This window comes from Mycobacterium bourgelatii, from assembly GCF_010723575.1.
In the GTDB taxonomy this organism is placed as follows: domain Bacteria; phylum Actinomycetota; class Actinomycetes; order Mycobacteriales; family Mycobacteriaceae; genus Mycobacterium; species Mycobacterium bourgelatii.
Window position 1 is genome coordinate 5775870 of the sequence record NZ_BLKZ01000001.1, and the last position, 23098, is coordinate 5798967.

Sequence of the window (23098 nt, forward strand, 5' to 3'; positions counted from 1 at the left end):
GAAGTAGTGAACTACTGAACTAGGCGTGCGTTCCGCCGTCGATCCGGATCTCGGTGCCGGTGATGAACGCGCCGTCTTCGGAAACCAGCATGGCCACCACGCCGGCGACGGCCGACGGGTCGGCCATTCCGGCGCCGCTGGACGTCTCCGTGGTGGGCAGGATCGGCATCAGCCTGGTGAACAGCTTCCAATTGGCGTCCTGCGGAATGTATCCGCCGGTGGCGTCGGTGAGGCCGGTCTTGATGCTGCCGGGCGCCACGCACACCGCTCGCAGACCCTGGCCGGCGTACTCGAGCGCCAGCGAGTGGGTGAACGCCTGAACTCCACCCTTACTGGCCGCGTAGGCGCCCATGTACGGGTGCGCGAAGGACGCCGACGTGGAGCTGAAATTCACGATCGTGCTGCGCTGGTTCTCCAGTAGTGCCGGCAGCGCTTCGCGGACCACAAGGAAGGTGCCGGTCAGGTTCACGGCGATGATCTGGTTCCACAGCTCGGTGCTGGTTTGGTGGGTGTGCGCGGCGCGCAGGATGCCGGCGGCGTTGACCAGCGAATCCAGGCCGCCCAACGTCTCGACGGCCCGGCGCACCCCCGCGACCACCGACTGCTCGTCGGCCACGTTCAGCTCGTAGGCGGTGAACCGATCACCGGTTGCACTTTCGTCGGCCCGGGCCTGGGTCTTGGCCAGCCCGTCGGCGATGATGTCGACACCGACCACCGATGCGCCCTCGGCCAGGAGCCGCAGGGCGGTGGACTGCCCGATTCCCGAGGCAGCGCCGGTGACCAAGATCCGCTGGCCGTCGAGTCGGTTCATCGGCTTCTCCCCCTATGCATGCGGGCACTCGGCGTGACCATCATCGCAAGGGTGACGGCAGGCCAATTCGGGGGCCTTCCCGCCTCAAGTGGTCGTGGTGACCTTGGCGTCGAAGGATTCGACGGCCAGGCCCACGCCGCCCTGCCAGGGTTCGAAGCCGGCTTGGATGCTGGTCAGATACCAGCTCTGGTTGACCGGCAAGCTGGCGATGCTGTCGGTGTGGTCGACGAAATCCATCACATCGAAGGTCCACACCTCGATCGGCTCGGTCGCCACATACGACGTCACCGTGTTTTGACCATTGCTGCCCATCCACAACGTGAAGTTCCTGCCCGCCACCGTCACATTCCCCGTCGGCGAACCCACCGGCTGAATCGGACCCTGATGGTTGAACCAGATCATGATCTCGTGATCGTTGACCCCGGTAGTGGTGTAGCTCGAATCCAGCCAGATGTCGTAGGAGGCGTTCCACACCCCCGTCGGCACGTAGTTGTAATCGATACTGGTCATCGCCGTATCGATCAGACTCAACTGAATCGGCAGATTCGTCCCCGTCGACGACGTGCCGTAATGCACCCCCTCGAAAATCGACGGATACCCCAACGGCGCACCATTGGTCGACGCCGACCCATTCATCTGCGTGATCGTGAACCCACCCGTGGGATCCACCGCAATCGTCTGCCCCGACGGGTTGTTCCACGCATTGTTCTGCACCACATACCCACCGTTGACCGTCGTCGTCCCATACTGCGTGGAAATCACCGTCGCCCCCGGCGGCGGCGTGACGGGCGGGGTCGTCGGCGGCGTCGTGGGCGGAGTGGTCGTGACCGGATCCCCGTTGAGCAGCACGTTGGTCGGTGGCGAATAGCCGCCGGTGGGGTGCGAACCTTGGAAGCCGACATCGATAGAGGCGCCGGGCTCGATCGTGCCGTTGTAGCTCATCGGCGTCAGGGTGTACTTCGTTCCCGACTGGCTGACCTGCGCGTTCCACACATTCGAGATGGAGGTGTTTTCCGGCAGGGTGAATTGGAGCTGCCAGTTGGTCATCGCCGAGGCGGTCGGGTTGGTGATCGTGTATTTGCCGTTGAAGCCGTGGTCCCACTGTGACGCGCTGTAGGTGGCCGTGAGCCCGCTGCCAGTGGGCGGCGTGGTGGGCGGGGTTTCCGGTGGCCCGGTCGGCGGGGTGGGCTCGGTGGGAGCCACCTGGCTGGCGGACGTTGGCGCACGGCCGAGCAGCAAGTCCACCACGCCGCGGACCTGGCTCTCGAAATTCTGCAGCGACAACGCAAAGTTCCGCTCCGCGGAGGCGTACCACTGCGCTCCCGCGTTCAGCGCCTGCACGAATCGGAGCTGAATCTGCTGCGTCAGCTGCGCGCTCACCTGCTGATACTCGCGGGCATGCACCGTGAACAACCCGGTGATCGCCGCCGACACCTCATCCGCAGCGGCGGTCGCGATTGTCGTCGTCGGTGCCGCAGCGGCGGCGTTCGCAGCGGTGAGGTTAAAGCCAATGCCGGCGAGATCGGCCGCCGTCACCGCCAGCGCGTCCGGTGCGACCAAAACAAATGACATATCAAATCCTCCGACAGGGACACAATGTCGCAATAACGAACAGATCTCAGACAGATAACGATGAGTTCACCGGGGAACGTATCACCACGTCGACACCGGTGCAGCCGGAATTGCGAAGAAAAAGGGGTGCGCTATTCGATCGACTATTGCGATCGTCTAGGAAATTTACATTTGCACGGAATTGTGCAAATTAAACAACTCCGCGCAGCCCGTCGGCGCCGAAGGCGGGCTCGAGCATCGCCGAAAAGTCCGGGCCGCGCCGCAGCAAGTGGCCGCCGTCGACGTTGATGAGCTGTCCGGTGATCCAGGCAGCCGCGTCGCTGAGGAGGAACATGGCGAGGTTGGCGACGTCTTCGACTTCGCCGTGCCGTGGCAGCGGCGTGCAGGCCCGGTAGTCCGCGCTCAGTTCCGGCGACTCGGTGATGGGCGCGACCAGGTCGGTGCGGATGAGGCCGGGGCGGATGCTGTTGACCCGGACCCATGATGGGCCGAGTTCGTCAGCGGCTAGCTGCATCATGTGGTCGACGGCGGACTTGGTTACGCCGTAGGCGCCGAACCAGCGATGGGTGTTGCTGGCCGCGATGGACGAGATGCCGACGAACGAACCGCCGCCACCCCGCACCAATTGGCGAGCGGAGTGCTTGAGCACGTACATCGTCCCGTTGACGTTGAGATCGACGGTGCGGCGCCAGGCCTCCGAGTCGATCTGGGTGATGGGCCCGATGGTTTCGGAGCCGCCGGCGCAGTGCACGACACCATGCAGGCGGCCATGCCACGCCGTGGCGGCGTCGACGGCGCGGACGGTCTCGTCCTCGTTGGTGACATCGGCTGGCTCGTAGCGGATTTCGCCGCCGTGGCCTTTCACCGCTTCCAACTCGGCGACCGCGGCCGCGAGCTTGTCTGGATTGCGGCCGATGATCATGACCGCCGCGCCGGCGGCGACCAACCCGGCCGCCACTCCCTTGCCGATCCCGCTACCACCGCCGGTGACCAGGTAGGTCCGGTCCTGGAAAGAAAGCTGCATGTACCTCATCGAACCATGCGGCCGACGCTGGCCACATGGTGGTGTTCGACGAACGTATCTACGGCGTATCCCGGCGCGCTACCTTGGTCGGCCTAGCGGTCCGCCAGTCCTCGACGTCGGGCGGCAAGCCGACCGGGAACCTGTTCTCGTTGTGGGCCGCCCAGTGCGCGTGACCCAGCTCGTGCACATGGAATGCGTGGCGCAGCGCCTCGGTGAAGCCCATCGCGTCGGACGCGGCGTTGACCGACGCCTTGACCAACAAAGCCGCCATCGTCGGCCGCTCGGCGATACGCCGGGCGAATTCCAGGGTCTTCTCCGACAGTTCCTCCAGCGGAAACACCTTGGACACCATGCCAAGTCGATACGCCTCGTCAGCGTCCAGCGAATCACCGGTCAGCAGCAGCTCTTTGGCCTTGCGCGGGCCGAATTCCCAAGGATGCGCATAGTATTCGACCCCGGGCATGCCCAACCGCACCGCGACCACGTCGCTGAACCGCGCGTTGTCCGCGGCCACGATCAGGTCGCAGGCCCAGATCAGCATCAACCCCGCGGAAATCGCGTTACCCTGCACCTGGGCAATCGTGATCTTGCGCAAATCGCGCCAACGGCAGGTGTTTTGGAAGAAGTAGTGCCATTCCTGGTGGTACAACTTCTCCACGATCGGGTCGAGGGTGGCGCCGTGGGAGCGGAAGGTCGGATGCTGGGTAGGCCCGGGCTTGCGTTCCGCCAGCGCCGCGTCGGAGCCAAGATCGTGACCGGCGGAGAAGTTCCGGCCACGCGCCGCCAGGATCACCACCCGCACGGTGTCGTCGGCCTCGGCGCGCAAGAACGCCTCGTCAAGCTGGACCAGCAACGTGCGATTCTGCGCATTGTGCTCTTCCGGCCGGTTGAGCCAGATCCGCGCGATGCGACCCTCGTCCAGGGTTTCGTAGGTCACCGACTGATCAGCGTCTGAGTCATCCGGTTTCGCTTGAGCACCGGCCTGCTCGGAGAGTGTCATTGCGCCTGCCTCGTATTTGTCCGATCGGTTGTTTACAGATTACGGCCAGTGTGTAAGCGATCGGACGCTGGGGGTTGATCCGCCGTTCCGCTGCGCGGGCCGGGCAGGCGCACGTCAAGACGGGAAAACCGGTGGTCGCAGGCGCTTGCACACCGCTTTGGCTTAGAGTTAAACAATGCCAAGCAAAACTGACCATGGGGATATCGGCGAAGTGGAGCCGGTGGCGGACAGCACCGCGAGCCAGGCGCGGCGAGTAGTCGCCGCCTATGCCAACGATGCTGACGAGTGCCGCATTTTCCTATCCATGCTCGGTATTGGACCGGCGAAGCACGAGAGCTAATGGCTTCCAAGGGGAGCCAGGCTACGGAGGCCGCCAAGGCCGCTAAGGCCGCCAAGGCCGTCAAGACCCCTAAGGCCGGCAAAGCCGACAAGACCACCGGACAATCCGATTTTGTGGTGGTGGCCAATCGGTTGCCGGTCGATCAGGAGCGGCTCCCGGACGGCACCACCACTTGGAAGCGCAGCCCGGGGGGGCTGGTCACTGCATTAGAGCCGCTGCTACGCCGTCGGCGCGGCGCCTGGGTGGGCTGGCCCGGGGTCATTGACGGCGATGAAGAGCCGATAGTCCAAGAAGAGCTCACCCTGCAGCCCGTGCGCCTGTCCGCCGACGACGTCGCGCAGTACTACGAGGGCTTCTCCAACGCGACGCTGTGGCCGCTGTATCACGACGTGATCGTCAAGCCGATCTACCACCGCGAGTGGTGGGACCGCTACGTCGACGTCAACCGCCGGTTCGCCGAGGCCACGTCACGGGCGGCCGCCAAGGGCGCGGTGGTGTGGGTGCAGGATTACCAGTTGCAGCTCGTCCCGAAGATGCTGCGGTCGCTGCGACCCGACCTGACCATCGGCTTCTTCCTGCACATCCCCTTCCCGCCGATCGAACTGTTCATGCAGTTGCCGTGGCGTACCGAGATCATCGACGGCCTGCTCGGCGCGGATCTGGTGGGATTCCACCTGGCAGGCGGGGCGCAGAACTTCCTGTTCCTGTCCCGTCGGCTCACCGGCGCGGAGACTTCGCGCGGGGCGGTCGGGGTTCGCTCGCGCTTCGGCGAGGTGCAACTCGAGAACCGCACCGTCCGGGTGGGCGCCTTCCCGATCTCGATCGATTCCGGCGCGCTGGACCAAACCGCGCGCGATCGCAAAATCCGGCGCCGAGCGCGCGAGATCCGCGAAGAGCTCGGCAACCCGCGCAAGGTGATGCTCGGTGTCGACCGACTCGACTACACCAAGGGCATCGACGTACGCCTGAAGGCCCTGTCCGAGCTGCTCGCCGAGGGCCGGGTGAAGCGCGACGACACCGTGCTGATCCAGCTGGCCACCCCCAGCCGCGAGCGCGTCGAAAGCTATCAGCTGTTGCGTCACGACATCGAGCGCGAGGTCGGCCACATCAACGGCGAGTACGCCGAGGTCGGTCACCCGGTGGTGCATTACCTGCACCGCCCGGTACCCCGCGACGAACTCATCGCATTCTTCGTCGCGGCCGACGTCGCACTGGTCACCCCGCTGCGCGACGGGATGAACCTGGTGGCCAAGGAGTACGTCGCCTGCCGCAGCGATCTGGGCGGCGCCCTAGTGCTCAGCGAGTTCACCGGTGCCGCAGCCGAACTCCGTCAGGCCTACCTGGTCAACCCGCATGACCTCGAAGGCGTCAAGGACGCCATCGAAGCGGCCCTCAATCAGTCGCCCGAAGAAGGTCGGCGACGGATGCGGGCGCTGCGTCGCCAGGTGCTCGCGCACGACGTGGACCGCTGGGCGCGGTCGTTCCTGGACGTACTGTCCGAGGCGCGACCCACTGACCGGCCGAAAGACTAAAAGACCTTCAATAGCCATGGTTTTCGCGTCGAATGGCTGTGATACTCGAAGCAGCGCTTTCCGGGATTAGGCAGTCTCGAAGGGATTCGAAGGGATTCGAAAGGAGAGGCCGGTGAAGGTTCGTCGTGGGCTGGCCGCGTTTGCCGGCGTTTCCTCGGCCGTCGCGGTGGGCATGGCAGCGAATTCGGGCACCCCGGCACACGCCGTCGCGCCCCCGGCAGACGGTGTCTACGTCTTCAATGGGCCTGGGGTACCGGCCACCTGGACGATCGGGGTGATCTGCGATCAGGTCAACGGGAGTCGTTACTACAAGGACTATGACAACCCGGAGATCATGGCCGACTTCTGTTTCGTGAACGTGGTGAGCCAGACGGCCCACGCCCCCATCACCAACCAGGACAAGGTGCAGAACTACACCGGCCGGGCCCGACTCACGGGTCTGCAGTGGACATTTCAGGTCAGAAAGGACCAAGGCGTCACCTGTCCGGGCGGCGGTACCGCAGAGTCAGTCGAAACCTACGCGTTCGACAACGAGACACTCTCCGGGACGCACACCATATTGCACGACGCCGTGTGCGGCCTTCAGCCGGACATGAAGAAGGAACCGTTTTCGTTGCAGCTGGTCGCTCCTCCGCCGGTTCCGATCGAGCGTTACCCGTTGCGCTGCAACGAAATTGCGATCTGCTTCTGAGCGGGTGACGCTCAGATCGGCGTGATGTAGGAAATCAGCCACTTACCTTCGATCCGCTTGAAGTCGACTCGTAGGCGGCTGCCGTCGTAGAGCGGTTGGCGCGTCTTGTCGGTGACGGTCCGATTCATGTAGACCATCACCGATGCCGAATTGCGGTTGGCGCTAATGACTCCCACACCAACGACGTTGGCCTGGACCACCACCTCGCGCTTCTTGGCCTCGGGGATGATCTGGGTGTTGACGCTCTTCTGGAATTCCTGCCGGTAGTCGGGCGTCAGCAGCGGGTACGCCGCGCTCAGGCTGCGTTCGACGGTCTGGTAGTCGTAGGCGAAGACTTGGGGAATCTCTTTTGCCGCCAGCTGAGGCAGCACGGCGCGCGCCGCTTCCTCGCCCCGGGTCTCCACTCGGTCCCAGTAGAACCACCCGCCGACGGCGGACAACCCGATGATGATGGCGACCAGCAGGCTACCGGCGGCGGTGATCACCCAGCGCAACCACCGCCGCGTGCCACCCACCTAGTTACCTCCGTCTGGATACTTCAGGTCGTAACTGGTCATCTTGCCAGTGTCGTCCTCATGGACGATGACCCGGAGCCGGTACGGCATCGACGGCTTGTTGACACCGTCGATGTCGGCCACCGTCACCCGCACCGAGACCAGCACGGACGCGGTGGAGCTGACCGTGTCGATCCCTTCCAGCGCGGCCCCGTTGATGACGGCCTCGGACGTCGCCTGGGTCGACCGGAACAGGGCTTTGAGGTTCTCGGCGTTGTTGTTGGAGCTGAGCATGGCGTGCAACGGCCCACTGGTGCCGTCGACGAACCGTTTGACCGACTCATCGATGGTGTCCGGCGTGTAGCTGAACATGTTGACCACCGTCTGGGTCGCGGTGTCGACGAAGCGCTGTTCGCGCGCATGCCGAGCGGTCGCGTCGCGCTGCTGCTCGACGAGCACGAACCCGCCCCAGCTCAGCCCGGCGATCGCCAGCAACGCCGCCGCCAGCGAGATCCAGCCGACCAGGCGGCGGTTCGCAGGCCGCCGTGCCGGCGGCCGGACCGACAAAGAAGTCTTGGCCGTCTTGGATTTCCGCGCGGTTTGGCTCTTGAACTCCGCCGGAATCTCCACCGTGACCGTGGCCTCGATGTTCTCAGCGACCTCGGATTCGGCCGCAGCCGTATCGGTGGACGTGCTCTTCGCCGGGCCCGCCGGACGGGATGCCCGTCTGCGTACGCGTCGGGACACCGACTGTTCTGGCACTTCTGTTTGCACTAACTACGCCTCTTACTCAGGCCGCTACATCGGCTGCGGGGCAAGCATAAGGTCCACCCAGTTCTCGGCACTGGATGCACCAACCCGCCCCGACGCGAAGATACCGGTGCCACCCGCCGGGTCCTTGAACTCCCCGGTCTTCGGGTCATACGGCGCAAAAAGCGCGCCGCTGGCCTGGGGTTCCGCCGGCCCCGTGCCCAACGGCGGTCCCGGCGGCGGGAGGTACTTCGGGTACGGAAGCTGCGGAGGCACCGGCGGATAGTTGGGCGGCATCCACGCTGGATTGCCCGCCGGTGGCAGCGTGTCGTTGGGGGGCGGCGGGTCGTACGCCGGCTGATGGGGAGCCGGCCCCGGGCCGGGCGTCACGCCGGGCGGTGGCGGACCCACGATGGGAATACCCGGGTCCGGATCAGCCTCCGGCGGAACGTACGGGAAGTGGTTGGGCGGCAGGATGTTCAGCCCATTGGTGACCGGGGTGTCGTACGGGATCGGCGGACCGCGCCAGGGGTTGCTACCGATCGGGACGAAGCCCCTTGGGTCACGACACAGCTGAACCGTCGGCGCCCGTTTGCCGGGGAACTCCTGGCACGGGTAGTTGCGGGCACCGCGTACAGCGGTCGGGGCGTTCTGCGCCGCCTTGCAGTACAGGTCCGTGGGCAGCTCACGCAGCGTCTCGTCGGCGGGCGTACGCATCAAGGGCGGCGGCAGAAAGCCGGTGTTGCAGGGTGGCGGGTCGTTGAGGTCGAGCTTGAAGTCCAGCTTGGCGCCCTCGTCCTGCGGCTGGCCGCCGGCGGAGGTGATGATCGCGGCGAACAACGCGGGGAAGGTGACCAGCAGATGTTCGATCGTCTTGTTGTAGATCACGCCGACTCGGCCCAGGTTGGCCAGGCTGGCGGCCAGCATCGGGAAGGACGGACGGATCCCGCTGAACGCGGTGTTGGCCTCGTCGATGGCGCCCGGCGCGGTGGCCAGGGTGTCGCGAAGCTGTGTGTCGGCCCGCCGTAGCTCGGAGGTGAACCGGGCCAACCCATCGGCCAGCGACTTGATGTCACCCCCGGCGCGGACGTTGGTCTCCAGGAATGGACCGAGCTGATCGATCAGTTGGGCAACCTGCGGGTAATTCGTGTTGGCCTCGTCCACCAGCAGCCGCGCCGATTCAACCAACCTGGCCAGTTCCGGGCCGGTGCCGTTGGTCGCGACGAACGCCTCGTGCAGCAGCTCGCTCAACTTGGTGTTACCCAGGCTGTTGACGAGCGTTTCGGCCTGCCCGAGCAACTCGGCAACGTCTTGGGGGATCTCGGTGTTTTGCAGGTCGATCTTGGATCCGTTGCGCAACTTGCTAGACGCCGGATTGTCCGGCGGCACGAGGTCGATGTACTGCTCGCCGATGGCCGACACGCTCCTGACCGTCGCCTTGACGTTGGACGGAATGGGAGTGCCGCTGTTGAGCCGCATCGTGGCGACGACGCCGGTGTCGCTCAGCTCGACCGACTCCACCCGTCCGACGGCGACGCCGCGATAGGTGACGTTGGCGCTCTTGTACAGGCCGCCCGCGCCGACGAAGTCCGCGCTCACCTGGTAGGTGCCAATGCCGAACGTGGCGGGCAAGCGCAGATAGAAGATGCCCATGACAGCCAGGGTGATCACGGTGATCACCGCGAAGATCGATAGCTGGATCTTGGTAAGTCTGTCGATCATCTCCCCGCCCCCTACTGTTTCGCCGTGCCGGGCGGGATCTTGAACGGGTCGGCGGCCTGCCCGGACAGGTTGGCCATCGAGCCGATCAACCAGTCTGGCGGATTGAGGATCTCGTCCATGTGCATCATGTTCGGGTCGAGCGCATAGGACGTGGTGAAGAACGTTTCACCGATCCGGCGCAGCGTCAGGTCGAACGTGGTGTAGACGTTCAAGTAATCCCCGCGGACCGCCTGCTTGATGCCGAAGTTGGGGAACGGGAACGTCAGCAATATCTGCAACGACGTGACAAAGTCTTTCTTGGAGTCGTTGAGCGCCTTGACCACCGAGTAGGCGTCTTTGAGGTCGGCGGCGAAGTCCGACTTGATCTGGGAAAGCACGTGCGAGGTGACCATCGCCAGCCGCCGGAGCGCGGCGAAGGCGGCGACGATGTTGTTCCGGCTCCTGTTGAGGACCTTGAGTGCGGCCGGCAGCGAATCCAGGGCTCGACCCAGATTGTCCTTGTCGCGGGCCAGGATTGAGGAGAATCGGTTCAACCCATCGAGCGCGGCGATGATGTCGTTGACCTGCTTGTTGAGCCCCTCGGTCAGCTCGGCGAGCCTGGGTATCAAGTCCTTGAACTCACCCGTGCGCCCGGCCACCGCCCGGTACGTCTCCTCGGTGATCTCTTCCAGCGCACCGACATTGCCCTTGTTGACCACCACGCCGAGGGCGGAGAACACCTCCTCGGTGGTGGGGAACTTGCTGGTGTTGGCCTCTCTGATGACCGAACCGTCGTGCAGCTTGCCCTTCCAGTCGCCCTTGTTCTTCGGCGCTTTCAGCTCGATGTGCAGCGAACCCAACAACGACGTCTGGGCGACCGCGGCGATCGAGTTCTCCGGCAGCTTGACGTTCTTGTCCAGCGCCAACTTGACCGCGGCGTAGAACGATCCGTCGACTCGCTGCTCGGCCGTCACGCCGGCGACACTGCCCACGGTGACATCGTCGACCATGACCGGCGAGTTCTGCGGCAACGTCGACATGTCTTCCAGCTCGACGGTGATCGAGTACGCACCTTTGCCATGGCCGGCGGTGCCGGGCATGGACAGCGAGTTCAATCCGCCGAAACTGCAACCGGCGAGCAGCACGCTGCTGGCGGCAAATACGCTGCCCCGCAACAACAGTCGTTTCACCCGCCACCTCCTTGCTCGGCCGGCAACGGCGCTGGGTTGTGGGCGGGCCCGGGTGCGGCGCCGGCATTGGCCGGGGCCGCGGGCACGGGACCCGGCGCCGGACCGTACCCGGGCGGGGATCCTGGGTTCTGCGGAACGAACAGGCTCTGCAAGTCGGTCTGGTTGCTCTGGGCGGGCTGTTGTCCGGTCCCCTGCGCCGGTATCCAGGTCAACTCCGGAACCGGTGTCTGCGCCTTGGCCTGGGTGGCCGGGGAGTCGTAAATGATCTGGCCCTTGTACGCGGTAATGGTGTTGAGCGGGTGGAACATCACCGGCGGGTAGTTGACGGTGAGGCGGCGCAGCACCGGCCCGAGGCGCTCGCGGCACAGCTCCGCGCGCCGGAAGTAGTCGGGGGCCGACGGACCGCCCGCCGTCTCGAACGAGCCGCCGCAGATGAACTGCACCGGGTTCATGAAGTTCGGCAACGACAGCAGACCGTTCAGAGTGCCCTGCGCGGGGTCATAAATGTTGTAGAAATTGCTGATCCCGGGGCCGGCCACGTGCAACACCTGCTCGATGTTCTCGCTCTGGTCGGACAGCGTCGTGGTGAAAGTGCTGAGCTGATCGACGGTTTCGATCAATGTCGAGTTGTTCTCGTGCAGGAAACCGCGGATGTCCGACAACGCCTGGTTCAGCGTCCCCAGTGTGTTGTCCAGGTTTTGCGAGCTGTCGGCCAGCACCTGCGACACCGAAGCCACGTGCCCGGCGAACTGCACGATCTGTTCGTTACTCGCGGCCAGCGCGTCGACCAGGATCTGCAGGTTCTTGACCGTGCTGAAAATGTCGCTGCGCGAATCCCCCAACCGCCCGGCGACCACCGAGAGCTCCTGCAACGCGCTGTGGAACGAATCGCCCGCGCCGTCAAGGGTGTTGGCGGCCTGGTTGATCACCTGTTCCAGCGGACCCTGCAGCCCCTCGGCGGTGGGGCCGAGCTTCTTGGACAGATTGGTCAGTGCCCTCTTGACCTCGTCCCACTCCACCGGGACGGCGGTGCGGGTGAGGTCGATGCTGGCGCCGTCCGGCAGTGACGCTCCCCCGCTGTACGTCGGCGAAAGCTGAATGAACCGCGCCGCCACCAGGTTTGGCGACATGATCACGGCCTTGACGTTCGCGGGCAGCTTGACGTCTTTGGACACGTTCATGACGATCTTGACGTCCTTCGGGCGCGGCTCGATCGACTCGATCTCGCCCACCGGAACGCCGAGGACACGGACCTCGTCTCCGGGATAGATCCCGACGGCAGAGGTGAAGTAAGCCGTGATCTTTCGGCCGCTGTCGCCCGCGGACCACAGCACGTAGGCACCACCCACCAGCGCCGCGACCAGCACGACGATGGCGACCGTACGCAGCCCTTTGCTGCCGAAACGCTGCTTTGTCGTCATGGCGACTTCGGCCTGATAGTCCAGCGCTCTTGGATCATTCCGCGCAGGTAGTCGGCGAGGCTGTCGGGCAGCTTGCCCGGCTGGTAGAAGAAGTCGAACATGGACGCGACCAGCGGTGCCGGGATGGCGCCGTAGACGTTGACGTTGAAGCCCGGTCCGGAGCTGACCACTTCACCCAGCGAGGTCGCGTACGGCGGCAAACGCTTGAGCGCCTCGGTGATGAACTCCTTGCGCTCGTTGAGGTTGCCGATCACCTGGTTCAGCTTGCTCAGTGCGGGGCCGAACTCCTTGCGGTTGTCAGCCACGAAACCCGAGAGCTGGGCCGAGAGGTCGTCGATGCCGGCGATCAGCGCGCTCAGCGCGGCCCGCCGCTCGTCGAGCGCGGCAAACAGCTCGTTGCCCTGGTCGATCAGCTTGTTGACCTGGGCGGCGCGATCGGACAGCACTCCGGTGACATTTTTCGCGTGGGCCAGCAGGCCCTGTAGCGCCTCGTCGCGGGTGTTCAACGTGCGGGACAAGGAGGTCAGGCCGTCCAGGGCGCCACGCAGGTTGGGCGTGGCGTCGTGCAACGTATCGGTGAGGACCTTCAGCGCCCGCTCGAAAGTTGGCTTGTCAACAATGCCGTTGGCGGCCTCACCCAGATCGTCGAGCGCCCCGGCGAGCGTGTACGGCGTCGTCGTCCGGGTCACCGGAATCGACGTCGCGCGGCCGCTGCCGGCCGGACTGATCGAGACGGAACGCTCGCCCAGGATGGTGTCGGTTCGGATCGCCGCCAATGACTGGTCGCCGATGACGACGTTGCGGTCGACGGTGAAGCTGACCTTGGCGGTGTCGCCGGCCAGACTCACCTCGGAAACCTTGCCCACCTTGAAGCCCGACACCAGAACCGAATTGCCGGGGCGGATGCCGGCGGCGTCGCTGAAGTAAGCGTCGTAAGTCTTGCCTTGCGGGAAGAACGGCAGCGACGCGTACCCAAAAGAGATGAGGACGACGCAGACGACGACGACCAGGCCGATGGTGCCGGTGCGTAATGGGTCTGTGTCTCGCTTGCTATTTGGCAAAGGCGCACCTTCCTTTGCTGGGATCCACCGGACCACCGAACGGGATCAGGAGGTCACCACCGGCCGGACCGTTGATCTTGATCGTCACCGAGCAGAAGTAGATGTTGAAGAACGATCCGTAGGCGCCGAGCGCTGAAAGACGCAGGTAGTCCTCGGCCAGTTGCTCGACGTCGTTGTTGATCTCTTCCTTGCGGTTGTCCAGCTCGGTGGCCAGCGGTCGCGCGTTTTCCAGCACTCCCTGCAGCGGCCGACGCGAATTCTGAAGCAGCTCAGTCAGATCCGTCGTCGTCGAGGCCAGCGGGGGGATCGCGCTGGCGATGACGTCCTTGTTCTTGGCCAGGCCGTCGATCAGTTCCTGCAGCTGGTCGACGCTGGCCGCGAATTGCTCGCTGCGTGAATCGACGGTCCCCAGCACAGTATTGAGGTTGGTGATCACGTCGCCGATGAGTTGGTCGCGTCTGGCCAGCGACGTCGAGAAGGCGCTGGTGTCGGAAAGCACCTTGGACAGTGCCCCACCTTGGCCCTGCAGCAACTCGATGACGGCGTTGCTCAGGGTGTTGATCTTGTCCGCGTCCAAGCCCTTCAGCACCGGCTTGAGCCCGCCCAGCAGCGCGTCGAGATCCAATGCGGGCTGGGTGTGCCGGGAGTCGATGGTGCCGCCCGGGTTGAGCTTCTTCAGCTCACCCGGACCCGAGGTGATCTCCAAAAACCGGTCGCCGACCAGGTTTTCGTAGCGGATGATCGCCCGCGACGACGTGTACAGCTGGTAGCGCTTGTCGATCCCGAATTCGACGTCAATGGTGTTGTCGGGGTTGAGCTTGACCCCCTTGACCGCGCCGACGGGGACACCGGCGATGCGCACCTTCTGGCCACCCTTCAGCCGGGACGCATCCAGAAACGTTGCGTGGTAGGTGCTTTGCGGACCGAACCGGAAGTCGCCGAACACGATCACCAGGGCGGCGCTGACCAGCAACATCACCACCGTGAAGATGCCGACCTTGGTCATCATCACACTCTTGGATTCGTAACCGCCTTCGGACATCAGAAGTCGTCCCGTTCTGCGAAGGCACCGTGGAACAGGAACTGCAGCGTCGAGGGCGCATCGACTTGCAACTCGGTGTACGGCTCGTAAGGAACCAGGGCGTTGTCGGTGACCAGGAAGGGAGCCCGGTAGAACGACCCGCCGGTTTGCTTGTTCGGGATGTTGGGCAACCCTCGGCAGTTCGGGCCGCCGGTTCCGTTAACGATCGGCAGGCTCTCCGGGTAGGTGTAGGACGGCGCGCCGATGACGAAGCTCGACGAGGTGAACAGACCCGCCTTGCGGACACCGATCAACGGCGCGAACTCCTTGATACCGCGATCGACACTGCCGAAGAAGCAACCGAATTCCGGAGAGTAGTCGGCAGCCACCTTGAGCGGGGCGCGCAGCCGTTGGATCGCGGCGATGAGGTCCTCTTCCGCCGGTGCCAACGTGTCATAGCCGTTGTTGGCCAGGCCGATTGCGGCCAACAACGTGTCGTTGAGGTTGCTCTCCTGGTCGACCAGGGTCTTGCTGATCGTCGGCAGGTTGCCCAGCACGGTGTTCAGGTCGGAGGCGGCATCGCCATAGTAGCCGGTGGCGAGTCCCGCAAGGCGGAAGTCCTCTTGCAAGGCGGGCAACTTCGGGTTCGCTTGCCGCGTCAAGGTATTCAGCCCGGACAGCAGCGCTCCCAAGTCGTCGCCGTGACCGCGGAGGCCTTCGGACAGGGCGCTCAGCGTTCCGTTCAGTTCGACGGGGTCGACCTTGTGCAGCACGTCGAGCAGCGACTGGAACAACGTGTTGACTTCCAGCTGCACCTCCGACGCCTGCACGGTCGAATTCGGACGCAGCTTGGGAACATTCTTGCCCTTGTCCCCGTCCGGCTCGATGAACTCGACCGACTTGGCCCCAAAGATGGTGTTTCCGCCGATGTGCACCTTGGCGTTGGCCGGTATGAACCGCATCTCGCCGCTACGGATCGCCAGAGTCAGCGTGGCCGTCTCGTCGACGTAGCTGATCTCTTCAACCGTGCCGACCTGTACGCCACGGAACTTGACCTTGGCGCCCTTCTCCATCACCAGGCCGGCTCGCGGCGTTTTGACGGTCACGGTGTCCGTCGGGGTGAAGGCCGCGGTGTACGACAGAAACGTGATGGCCACGAACGCGACGATCAGACCGGCCAGTACCGCAGCGGCTATCCGCGCTGCGGTACGTCGTGATCCGGTGTTGGCCATCGTTCCTTATCCAGACAGATTGAAGTTGCCTTGCGAGCCGTAGACCGCCAGCGAGATGAACAGAGTAATTACCACGACGACGATCAGGGAAGTGCGCACGGCTTGCCCGACCGCGATGCCGACGCCCACCGAACCGCCGGTCGCGTTATAGCCGTAGTAGGTGTGCACCAGCATCACCGCGATGGACATCACGATCGCTTGCAGGAACGACCACAGCAGGTCGGATGGTATGAGGAAGGTATTGAAGTAGTGGTCGTACAGACCCGCAGACTGACCGTTGACAAAAACCGTGGTGAACCGGGCGGCAAAGAACGCCGCCAGCACCGATAGCGAATACAGCGGAATGATCGCGATCAGGCCCGCGATCAGCCGGGTGGACACCAAGTACGACACCGAGTGCACCGCCATGCATTCGACGGCATCGATCTCCTCGGAAACCCGCATTGCGCCCAGTTGAGCTGTTGCGCCGGCGCCAATCGTGGCGGCCAGCGCGATGCCGGCAATGACGGGCGCAACCACCCGCACGTTGAGGAAGGCCGACAGGAATCCGGTCAGGGCTTCGATGCCGATGTTGCCCAGCGACGAATAACCCTGCACCGCAATGACGCCACCGGAAGCCAGCGTCAGGAAAGCCGCCACGCCGACCGTCCCGCCGATCATGACCAGCGCTCCGGCACCGAGCGTCATCTCGGCAACCAGCCGGATGGTCTCCTTACGGTAGCGGGTAATCGCATTGGGGATGTAGCGCATGGTCTCGCCGTAGAACAGCGCCTGCTCGCCAAAGCCGTCGACCGGCCCCTGCAGCCTCGACAAAATACGACGGAAGCGAAAGGTGGTGTCGTAGCTCATCCCATGATCACCATCGCTTGGCCGCCATCGTTCGTTACTCCGCCTCTACCTGCTCTACTTGGCCGAAATTCGTACGCCGATGGCCGTCATGACGACGTTGATCACGAAGAGGCAGATGAATGCGTACACGACCGTTTCGTTGACCGCGTTTCCGACGCCCTTGGGTCCGCCCTTGACGGTCAGACCGCGGTAGCAACCGACCAACCCGGCCATCACACCGAACAGCAATGCCTTGACTTCAGCGAGGATCAGCTCGCGAAGTCCGGTGAGCACCGTCAGCCCGTTGATGAATGCGCCCGGGTTCACGCCCTGAAGGAACACCGAAAAAACATAGCCACCGGATAGACCGATGGCACAGACCAAACCGTTGAGCAGCAACGCAACCAGCGTCGACGCCAAAACTCTGGGGACGACAAGCCTTTGGATCGGGTCGATGCCGAGCACCCGCATCGCGTCGATCTCCTCGCGAATGGTGCGGGCGCCCAAGTCGGCGCAGATCGCGGTGGCACCGGCACCGGCGACCACCAGCACCGTCACGACCGGGCCCAACTGGGTGATGGTGCCGAATGCCGTTCCGGCACCGGACAAGTCGGCGGCACCGATTTCGCGCAGCAGGATGTTCAGGGTGAACGCCACCAGCACCGTGAACGGTATGGACACCAGCAGCGTCGGGACCAGCGAAACTCGGGCGACCATCCAGGTCTGATCCAGGAATTCGCGGAACTGGAAGGGCCGTCGGAAAGCCGCGCGAGCGGTTTCCATCGACATCTCGAAAAATCCACCGACAGCCCGGGCGGGGACCGCAAGACGTTGGATCAACGTGGTTACCCCCGTCTCCTGCTTACGGCGAACTCTACGGATTTCCTGTTCATGCTTGGGGTTTACAAGCTGCTCGGTGTGAGCCGAGTCATATTAACCCAGAACGACTTAGCCGTGTCAATGAACGTCACTTCTTGATCACGACTGCTGATTTCGCAGGTAAATGGGCCTTTTCGTAACCTCTTTGAGACAAGTTCTGGCGTTGGCCGCATCGTAGATGAAACGTTGCGTGCCCGCATCAGGCCCACATCAGGCCATCAGCCCGGTCGCCGAAAAATTCTTGTTCGGATCGCGGCCAGCAAAGTAGTCCTGCAGCGTCGCGCTGAGCTGGCCCGGGTCCCACGCTTCGCCGTCCGCGCGGAATTGTTGTTCGACCGTCGGGGCGGCCACCAGGGTCACCTGGGGACCGTAGACGATGAACACCTGGCCGTTGACTTCGGCCGCCGCCGGCGAGGCCAAGAACTGGACCAGGGTGACCACGTGGTCGGGCGACAGGGGGTCGACCTGACCCTCTTGCACCTCGGGAGCGTCTCCGAAGACATCAGCCGTCATCGCGGTGCGCGCACGAGGGCAGATGGCGTTGGCGGAAACCCCGTACCGGCCCAGCGCTCGAGAGGCGGTCAGGGTCAATGCGGTGATGCCCGCCTTGGCGGCGCCGTAGTTGGCCTGGCCCACCGGCCCGACCAGTCCCGCCTCCGACGAGGTGTTGATGAGGCGGCCGTAGACGGTGCCGTCGCTGGACTCCTTTGCCTTGTTGCGCCAGTAGGTCGCCGCGTTGCGGGTGAGCAGGAAATGGCCGCGCAGGTGTACGGCGATGACGGCGTCCCACTCCTCGTCGGACATGTTGAACAGCATCCGGTCGCGGGTGATGCCGGCGTTGTTCACCACGATGCTGAGCGCGCCCAGTCCATCGGCGGTTTCGACGAGTTCGTCGGCCGTCGAGCGCTCACTGATATCGCCCGTCACCGCAACCGCTTTGGAACCGGCGGCACCTATCTCGTCGAGGACGTCGGAGGCGTCGATGGCTTTGGCGAGGTCGTTGACCACCACCGTGGCACCCAGCCGGGCCAAGCCGATGGCCTCGGCACGGCCCAAACCCGCGGCCGCGCCGGTTACCACCGCGACCTTTCCGGACAGATCGGTCGCGTTACTGCTGCTCGTCAATTTATGAATACCTCTAGTTTCGGTTCAGTCTTCGCGGAGCAGGGCGGCGCGCGGGCACTCGGCGATCGCCTGCTCGGCCAAATCCTCTTGGTCGGGCGGAATCGGATCGGTCTTCACGACGGCGTAATCCTCGTCGTCCAGATCGAAGATATCCGGCGCAATTCCCAAGCACACGGCGTTACCTTCGCATCGGTCACGGTCGACTTTCACTCGCACGGCATCCTCCTTGAACCTGGGCTGGGAGTAAGAAACACGCCTCGTCCGAACTCGTTGGCTAATGGATCAGTATGTAGCACCACCTTAGAGCTGCGGCATGGCTGACGATAGGGTCGCTGGATTCCCAGACTAGAACGTGTTACAACCGGGAGAACGAATGGGTAGCTATTGGCGCCCGTGACTCGGACCGGAGGCGACTGCCATGCGCATCAGTTACACCCCTGAACAGGAGGAGTTGCGGCGCGAGCTGCGTTCGTACTTCGACAAGCTGATGACTCCCGAGCGTCGCGAGGCGCTGAGCTCGGTCCAGGGTGAATACGGCACCGGCAACGTTTACCGGGAGACCGTCGCGCAGATGGGCAAGGACGGGTGGCTCACCCTGAACTGGCCCAAGGAGTACGGCGGCCAGGACCGGTCTCCGATGGATTCGCTGATCTTCACCGACGAGGCCGCCTTAGCCGGCGCCCCGGTGCCGTTCCTGACCATCAACAGCGTCGCGCCGACGATCATGGCGTTCGGCACCGACGAGCAGAAGAAGTTCTTCCTGCCCAAGATCGCCGCCGGGGACCTGCACTTCTCGATCGGCTATTCGGAGCCCGGCGCCGGAACCGACCTGGCCAACCTGCGCACCACCGCCGTCCGCGACGGCGACGAGTACGTGATCAACGGCCAGAAGATGTGGACCAGCCTGATCGCCTACGCCGACTACGTCTGGCTGGCGGTGCGCACCAACACCGAGGCCAAGAAGCACCGCGGTATCTCGGTGCTGATCGTGCCGACGACCGCCGAGGGCTTTTCCTGGACGCCGGTGCACACCATGGCCGGGCCGGACACCAGCGCCACTTACTACACCGACGTGCGCGTGCCGGTGACCAATCTGGTCGGCGAGGAGAACGCCGGCTGGAAGCTGGTGACCAACCAGCTCAACCACGAACGGGTGGCGCTCGTCTCGTCGGCGCCGATCTTCTTGTGCCTGCGCGAGGTTCGCGAGTGGGCACAGAACACCAAGGACGCCAGTGGCGCCCGGCTGATCGACTCCGAATGGGTGCAGCTCAACCTGGCCCGGGTACACGCCAAGGCCGAGGTGCTCAAGCTGATCAACTGGGAGTTGGCGTCCTCGGAGAATCAGGCGCTCGGGCCGGCCGACGCATCCGCCGCCAAGGTGTTCGGCACCGAACTGGCCACAGAGGCTTACCGGTTGCTCATGGAGGTACTCGGCACCGCGGCCACGCAGCGCCAGGACTCGCCGGGCGCGTTGCTGCGCGGCCGCGTCGAGCGGATGCACCGCGCGTGCCTGATTTTGACTTTCGGTGGCGGCACGAACGAAGTGCAGCGAGACATCATCGGCATGGTCGCGCTCGGCCTGCCTCGCAGTCGCTGACGGTACGGGCTCACGGGAGAGGCCCCCGCCCTCAATAAGGAGTAGGCATGGATTTTTCGACGACCGAAGCGGCACAGGATCTGGGCGGTCTGGTCGACAGCATCGTGGACGCGGTGTGCACGCCGGAGCATCAGCGTGAGCTCGACAAGCTGGACCAACGGTTCGACCGCGACTTGTGGCGCAAGCTGGTCGATTCCGACATCCTGACCAGCGCGGCCGCCACCCAGGTCGGCGGCGACGGGTTCGGGGTGCTCGAGCAGGTCGCGATTCTGGTCGCGCTGGGCCACCAACTGGCCGCCGTACCGTATTTGGAGTCGGTGGTGTTGGGGGCCGGCGCGCTGGCCCGGTTCAGTTCTGAGGACTTGCAGCAGGCGTGGGGTGCTCCGGCCGTGGCCGGCGACAAGATCCTGACCGTCGCCATCGACGGCGAGATGGGCGAGGGCCCGGTGCAGGCCGTGGCCGGCGGCGACGGCTTCCGCCTCAGCGGCACCCGCACCCAGGCGTTTTACGGTCCCGTCGCCGATGCGTTCCTGGTGCCCGCCGAAACCGACTCCGGCACGGCGGTTTTCCTCGTCGCCGCCGACGACCCGGGAGTCACGGTGACCGCGCTGGACACCACCGGCCTGGGCAGCGTCGCGCACCTGGCACTGGACGGTGTTGAGGTGGCTGCCGGGCGCAAGGTCGGCGGCGCCGATGTCGCTGCTTGGCTGCGTACCATTTCGACGCTGGGCCGCAGCGCATTCCAGCTCGGGGTGCTCGAGCGAGGGTTACAGATGACGGCCGATTACGCGCGCACCCGTGAGCAGTTCGACCGCCCCATCGGCAGCTTCCAGGCGGTGGCGCAGCGGCTGGCCGACGGCTACATCGACGTCAAGGGCCTGCGGCTGACGTTGACCCAGGCGGCCTGGAAGGTGGCCGAGGACATCCCGGCCGAGATCGACGTCGCGTCCGCGGCGTTCTGGGCGGCCGACGCCGGACACCGGGTGGCGCACACCATCGTGCACGTGCACGGCGGCGTCGGCGTCGACACCGACCACCCGGTGCACCGATACTTTTTGGCAGCCAAAGAAACCGAGTTCGCGCTGGGTGGCGCGACCGGCCAGCTGCGCCAGATCGGCCGGGAACTGGCGGAGACGCCGGCCTGAGCGCCGGCGGGCGTCGCCTGAGCGATGCCGAGCGTCACGCCAGCGTGGCGGCGGGGCTCGGGTGCCACACCAGCGTGACGCTCGATACGACGAAAGGGCCGCGGTGAGCACAGACCCTACCGTCACCCAACTGTTGGTGCCGCTGGCCGAAATCGACGACCGCGGTGTCTATTTCGAGGACTCGTTCACCAGTTGGCGCGACCACCTGCGACACGGCGCGGCGATCGCCGCGGCGCTGCGCGCACGCCTTGACCCCGCCCGTCCCCCACACGTCGGCGTGCTGCTGCAGAACACGCCGTTCTTCTCGGCGATGCTGGTGGCTGCGGGCATGTCGGGCATCGTGCCGGTGGGCCTCAACCCGGTGCGCCGCGGCGCGGCGCTGATCCGCGATATCGAACACGCCGATTGCCAAGTGGTCCTTGCCGACTCGGGCTCGGCGGCGCCGTTGGACGGTATCGAGCACCTGAACGTCGACTCCAACGTCTGGGCCGACGAGGTCGCCGCACATGCCCCACCGCCAGATGCGGAACTGCAGTTTCAATCCGCCTCGCCGACGGACCTTTTCATGCTGATCTACACCTCTGGTACCAGCGGCGATCCCAAGGCGGTGAAGTGCAGCCACAGCAAGGTGGCGATCGCCGGCACCACCATGGCGCAGCGCTTCGACCTTGGCCGCGACGACGTCTGTTACGTGTCGATGCCGCTGTTCCACTCCAATGCGGTGCTGGTCGGGTGGGCAGTCGCGCTCGCCTCTCAGGGCTCACTGGCGCTGCGACGCAAATTCTCGGCGTCCCAATTTCTTCCGGACGTCCGCCGTTACGGCGCGACCTACGCCAACTACGTCGGCAAGCCGTTGTCCTACGTCCTGGCCACGCCCGAACTCCCCGACGACGCGGACAATCCGTTGCGCGCGGTGTACGGGAACGAAGGGGTGCCCAGCGACATAGAGAAGTTCGGCCGCAGATTCGGCTGCCTCGTCCAGGACGGCTTCGGATCGACCGAGGGCGGAGTGGCGATCGCCCGCACACCGGATACACCGCCCGGTGCTTTGGGCCCGTTGCCGGACGGAGTGCAGATCGTCGACCCGGAGACCGGCGAGCAGTGCGCGGTCGGGGTGGTCGGTGAGCTGGTCAATACCGCCGGCGCGGGCCGGTTCGAGGGCTATTACAACGACGAGGCCGCGTCGGCCGAGCGGATGGCGGGCGGGGTGTATCACAGCGGCGACCTGGCGTATCGCGACGAAAAGGGATACGCCTATTTTGCTGGGCGACTTGGCGACTGGATGCGGGTTGACGGCGAGAACCTGGGCGCCGCACCCATCGAGCGGGTGCTGCTGCGCTACCCCGACACCGTGGAAGTGGCGGTGTACGCCGTGCCCGATCCAACTGTCGGTGACCAGGTCATGGCCGCAATGGTTTTGGCGCCGGGCGCCGAGTTCGATGCCGACAAGTTTCGGGCCTTTCTGGCCGAACAACCCGACCTGGGACCCAAGCAGTGGCCGTCCTATGTTCGGATCAGCCCGAAACTTCCTCGCACCGTGACTTTCAAGGTGCTCAAGCGCCAACTGTCCGCCGAGGGGGTCGAATGCGCTGATCCGGTGTGGTCCATCCGCCGCTGACGACGACTGCTGAACACTATGTAATATTTCGGCCCGATTCGCTGGGTTGGCCGCCCGATTCGGCGA

Annotated in this window: 22 protein-coding genes; 6 read left to right on the forward strand and 16 right to left on the reverse strand. The window is 64.8% G+C overall.

What is annotated here, in order from left to right; genetic code table 11:
• Nucleotides 1-19: 19 nt before the first annotated feature.
• The 4 genes from G6N68_RS24860 to G6N68_RS24875 all read right to left on the reverse strand — a co-directional run bounded on the left by G6N68_RS24860 (nucleotide 20) and on the right by G6N68_RS24875 (nucleotide 4407).
• The gene (locus tag G6N68_RS24860) at nucleotides 20-811 is read right to left on the reverse strand and encodes an SDR family NAD(P)-dependent oxidoreductase (protein ID WP_163717898.1); all 792 of its coding nucleotides are present in this window, start codon (nucleotides 809-811) and stop codon (nucleotides 20-22) included.
• A gap of 84 nt (nucleotides 812-895) precedes the next feature.
• Nucleotides 896-2383, reverse strand: a complete 1488-nt coding sequence (locus G6N68_RS32405; protein WP_163717900.1) for a GH12 family glycosyl hydrolase domain-containing protein — start codon at nucleotides 2381-2383, stop codon at nucleotides 896-898.
• Between the two features lie 190 nt (nucleotides 2384-2573).
• Complete coding sequence (locus tag G6N68_RS24870) at nucleotides 2574-3407, reverse strand: SDR family oxidoreductase (RefSeq protein WP_163717902.1); 834 nt, start codon at nucleotides 3405-3407, stop codon at nucleotides 2574-2576.
• Between the two features lie 58 nt (nucleotides 3408-3465).
• Nucleotides 3466-4407 carry an enoyl-CoA hydratase gene (locus G6N68_RS24875; RefSeq protein WP_163717904.1) on the reverse strand — a complete coding sequence of 314 codons (942 nt, stop codon included), beginning with the start codon at nucleotides 4405-4407 and terminating at the stop codon, nucleotides 3466-3468.
• Nucleotides 4408-4582: 175 nt separating this feature from the next.
• Between G6N68_RS24875 and G6N68_RS24880 the strand changes: the two genes are divergently transcribed.
• The 3 genes from G6N68_RS24880 to G6N68_RS24890 all read left to right on the forward strand — a co-directional run bounded on the left by G6N68_RS24880 (nucleotide 4583) and on the right by G6N68_RS24890 (nucleotide 6970).
• Complete coding sequence (locus tag G6N68_RS24880) at nucleotides 4583-4747, forward strand: hypothetical protein (RefSeq protein ID WP_163717906.1); 165 nt, start codon at nucleotides 4583-4585, stop codon at nucleotides 4745-4747.
• Complete coding sequence (locus tag G6N68_RS24885) at nucleotides 4747-6279, forward strand: alpha,alpha-trehalose-phosphate synthase (UDP-forming) (protein WP_240355619.1); 1533 nt, start codon at nucleotides 4747-4749, stop codon at nucleotides 6277-6279. The genes G6N68_RS24880 and G6N68_RS24885 overlap by 1 nt, the downstream gene beginning before the upstream one ends.
• Nucleotides 6280-6391: 112 nt before the next feature.
• Nucleotides 6392-6970 (forward strand): hypothetical protein, encoded by a 579-nt coding sequence (locus G6N68_RS24890; protein ID WP_163717908.1) that lies wholly within the window; start codon nucleotides 6392-6394, stop codon nucleotides 6968-6970.
• An 11-nt stretch (nucleotides 6971-6981) separates the two neighbouring features.
• Here the strand turns inward: G6N68_RS24890 and G6N68_RS24895 are convergent, their stop codons facing one another.
• The 12 genes from G6N68_RS24895 to G6N68_RS24950 form a co-directional block, all read right to left on the reverse strand.
• Nucleotides 6982-7464, reverse strand: a complete 483-nt coding sequence (locus G6N68_RS24895; RefSeq protein WP_163718931.1) for a mammalian cell entry protein — start codon at nucleotides 7462-7464, stop codon at nucleotides 6982-6984.
• A 21-nt stretch (nucleotides 7465-7485) separates the two neighbouring features.
• Entirely contained in the window at nucleotides 7486-8238 is a 753-nt protein-coding gene (locus G6N68_RS24900; RefSeq protein ID WP_163717910.1) for an Rv1363c family protein, read from the reverse strand.
• A 24-nt stretch (nucleotides 8239-8262) separates the two neighbouring features.
• Nucleotides 8263-9936, reverse strand: a complete 1674-nt coding sequence (locus G6N68_RS24905; protein ID WP_163717912.1) for a virulence factor Mce family protein — start codon at nucleotides 9934-9936, stop codon at nucleotides 8263-8265.
• An 11-nt stretch (nucleotides 9937-9947) separates the two neighbouring features.
• Nucleotides 9948-11105: an MCE family protein gene (locus G6N68_RS24910; protein ID WP_163717914.1), complete on the reverse strand. Its 1158-nt coding sequence runs from the start codon at nucleotides 11103-11105 to the stop codon at nucleotides 9948-9950.
• On the reverse strand, nucleotides 11102-12526 hold the full coding sequence (locus G6N68_RS24915) for a virulence factor Mce family protein (RefSeq protein ID WP_163717916.1): 1425 nt from the start codon (nucleotides 12524-12526) through the stop codon (nucleotides 11102-11104). The genes G6N68_RS24910 and G6N68_RS24915 overlap by 4 nt, the downstream gene beginning before the upstream one ends.
• A complete protein-coding gene (locus G6N68_RS24920) occupies nucleotides 12523-13587 on the reverse strand; it encodes an MCE family protein (protein ID WP_163717919.1) in 1065 nt (354 codons plus the stop codon). Before G6N68_RS24920 ends, G6N68_RS24915 begins: the two co-directional genes overlap by 4 nt.
• Complete coding sequence (locus G6N68_RS24925; RefSeq protein ID WP_163717921.1) at nucleotides 13577-14629, reverse strand: MCE family protein; 1053 nt, start codon at nucleotides 14627-14629, stop codon at nucleotides 13577-13579. Before G6N68_RS24925 ends, G6N68_RS24920 begins: the two co-directional genes overlap by 11 nt.
• Entirely contained in the window at nucleotides 14629-15840 is a 1212-nt protein-coding gene (locus tag G6N68_RS24930) for an MCE family protein (RefSeq protein WP_163717923.1), read from the reverse strand. The genes G6N68_RS24925 and G6N68_RS24930 overlap by 1 nt, the downstream gene beginning before the upstream one ends.
• A 6-nt stretch (nucleotides 15841-15846) precedes the next feature.
• Nucleotides 15847-16689: an MlaE family ABC transporter permease gene (locus G6N68_RS24935; RefSeq protein WP_163717925.1), complete on the reverse strand. Its 843-nt coding sequence runs from the start codon at nucleotides 16687-16689 to the stop codon at nucleotides 15847-15849.
• Between the two features lie 54 nt (nucleotides 16690-16743).
• Nucleotides 16744-17508 carry an MlaE family ABC transporter permease gene (locus G6N68_RS24940; protein ID WP_069421303.1) on the reverse strand — a complete coding sequence of 255 codons (765 nt, stop codon included), beginning with the start codon at nucleotides 17506-17508 and terminating at the stop codon, nucleotides 16744-16746.
• A 249-nt stretch (nucleotides 17509-17757) separates the two neighbouring features.
• Nucleotides 17758-18672, reverse strand: a complete 915-nt coding sequence (locus G6N68_RS24945) for a 3-oxoacyl-ACP reductase (RefSeq protein ID WP_163717927.1) — start codon at nucleotides 18670-18672, stop codon at nucleotides 17758-17760.
• A gap of 24 nt (nucleotides 18673-18696) precedes the next feature.
• Entirely contained in the window at nucleotides 18697-18888 is a 192-nt protein-coding gene (locus tag G6N68_RS24950; protein ID WP_163717928.1) for a ferredoxin, read from the reverse strand.
• 202 nt (nucleotides 18889-19090) lie between these two features.
• Here G6N68_RS24950 and G6N68_RS24955 point away from each other — a divergent pair, with 202 nt between their 5' ends.
• The 3 genes from G6N68_RS24955 to fadD17 all read left to right on the forward strand — a co-directional run bounded on the left by G6N68_RS24955 (nucleotide 19091) and on the right by fadD17 (nucleotide 23032).
• The gene (locus G6N68_RS24955; RefSeq protein ID WP_163717930.1) at nucleotides 19091-20269 is read left to right on the forward strand and encodes an acyl-CoA dehydrogenase; all 1179 of its coding nucleotides are present in this window, start codon (nucleotides 19091-19093) and stop codon (nucleotides 20267-20269) included.
• A 47-nt stretch (nucleotides 20270-20316) separates the two neighbouring features.
• Nucleotides 20317-21414 (forward strand): acyl-CoA dehydrogenase family protein, encoded by a 1098-nt coding sequence (locus G6N68_RS24960; RefSeq protein ID WP_163717932.1) that lies wholly within the window; start codon nucleotides 20317-20319, stop codon nucleotides 21412-21414.
• 103 nt (nucleotides 21415-21517) lie between these two features.
• The gene (gene fadD17, locus G6N68_RS24965) at nucleotides 21518-23032 is read left to right on the forward strand and encodes a long-chain-fatty-acid--CoA ligase FadD17 (RefSeq protein ID WP_163717934.1); all 1515 of its coding nucleotides are present in this window, start codon (nucleotides 21518-21520) and stop codon (nucleotides 23030-23032) included.
• Nucleotides 23033-23098: the final 66 nt, after the last annotated feature.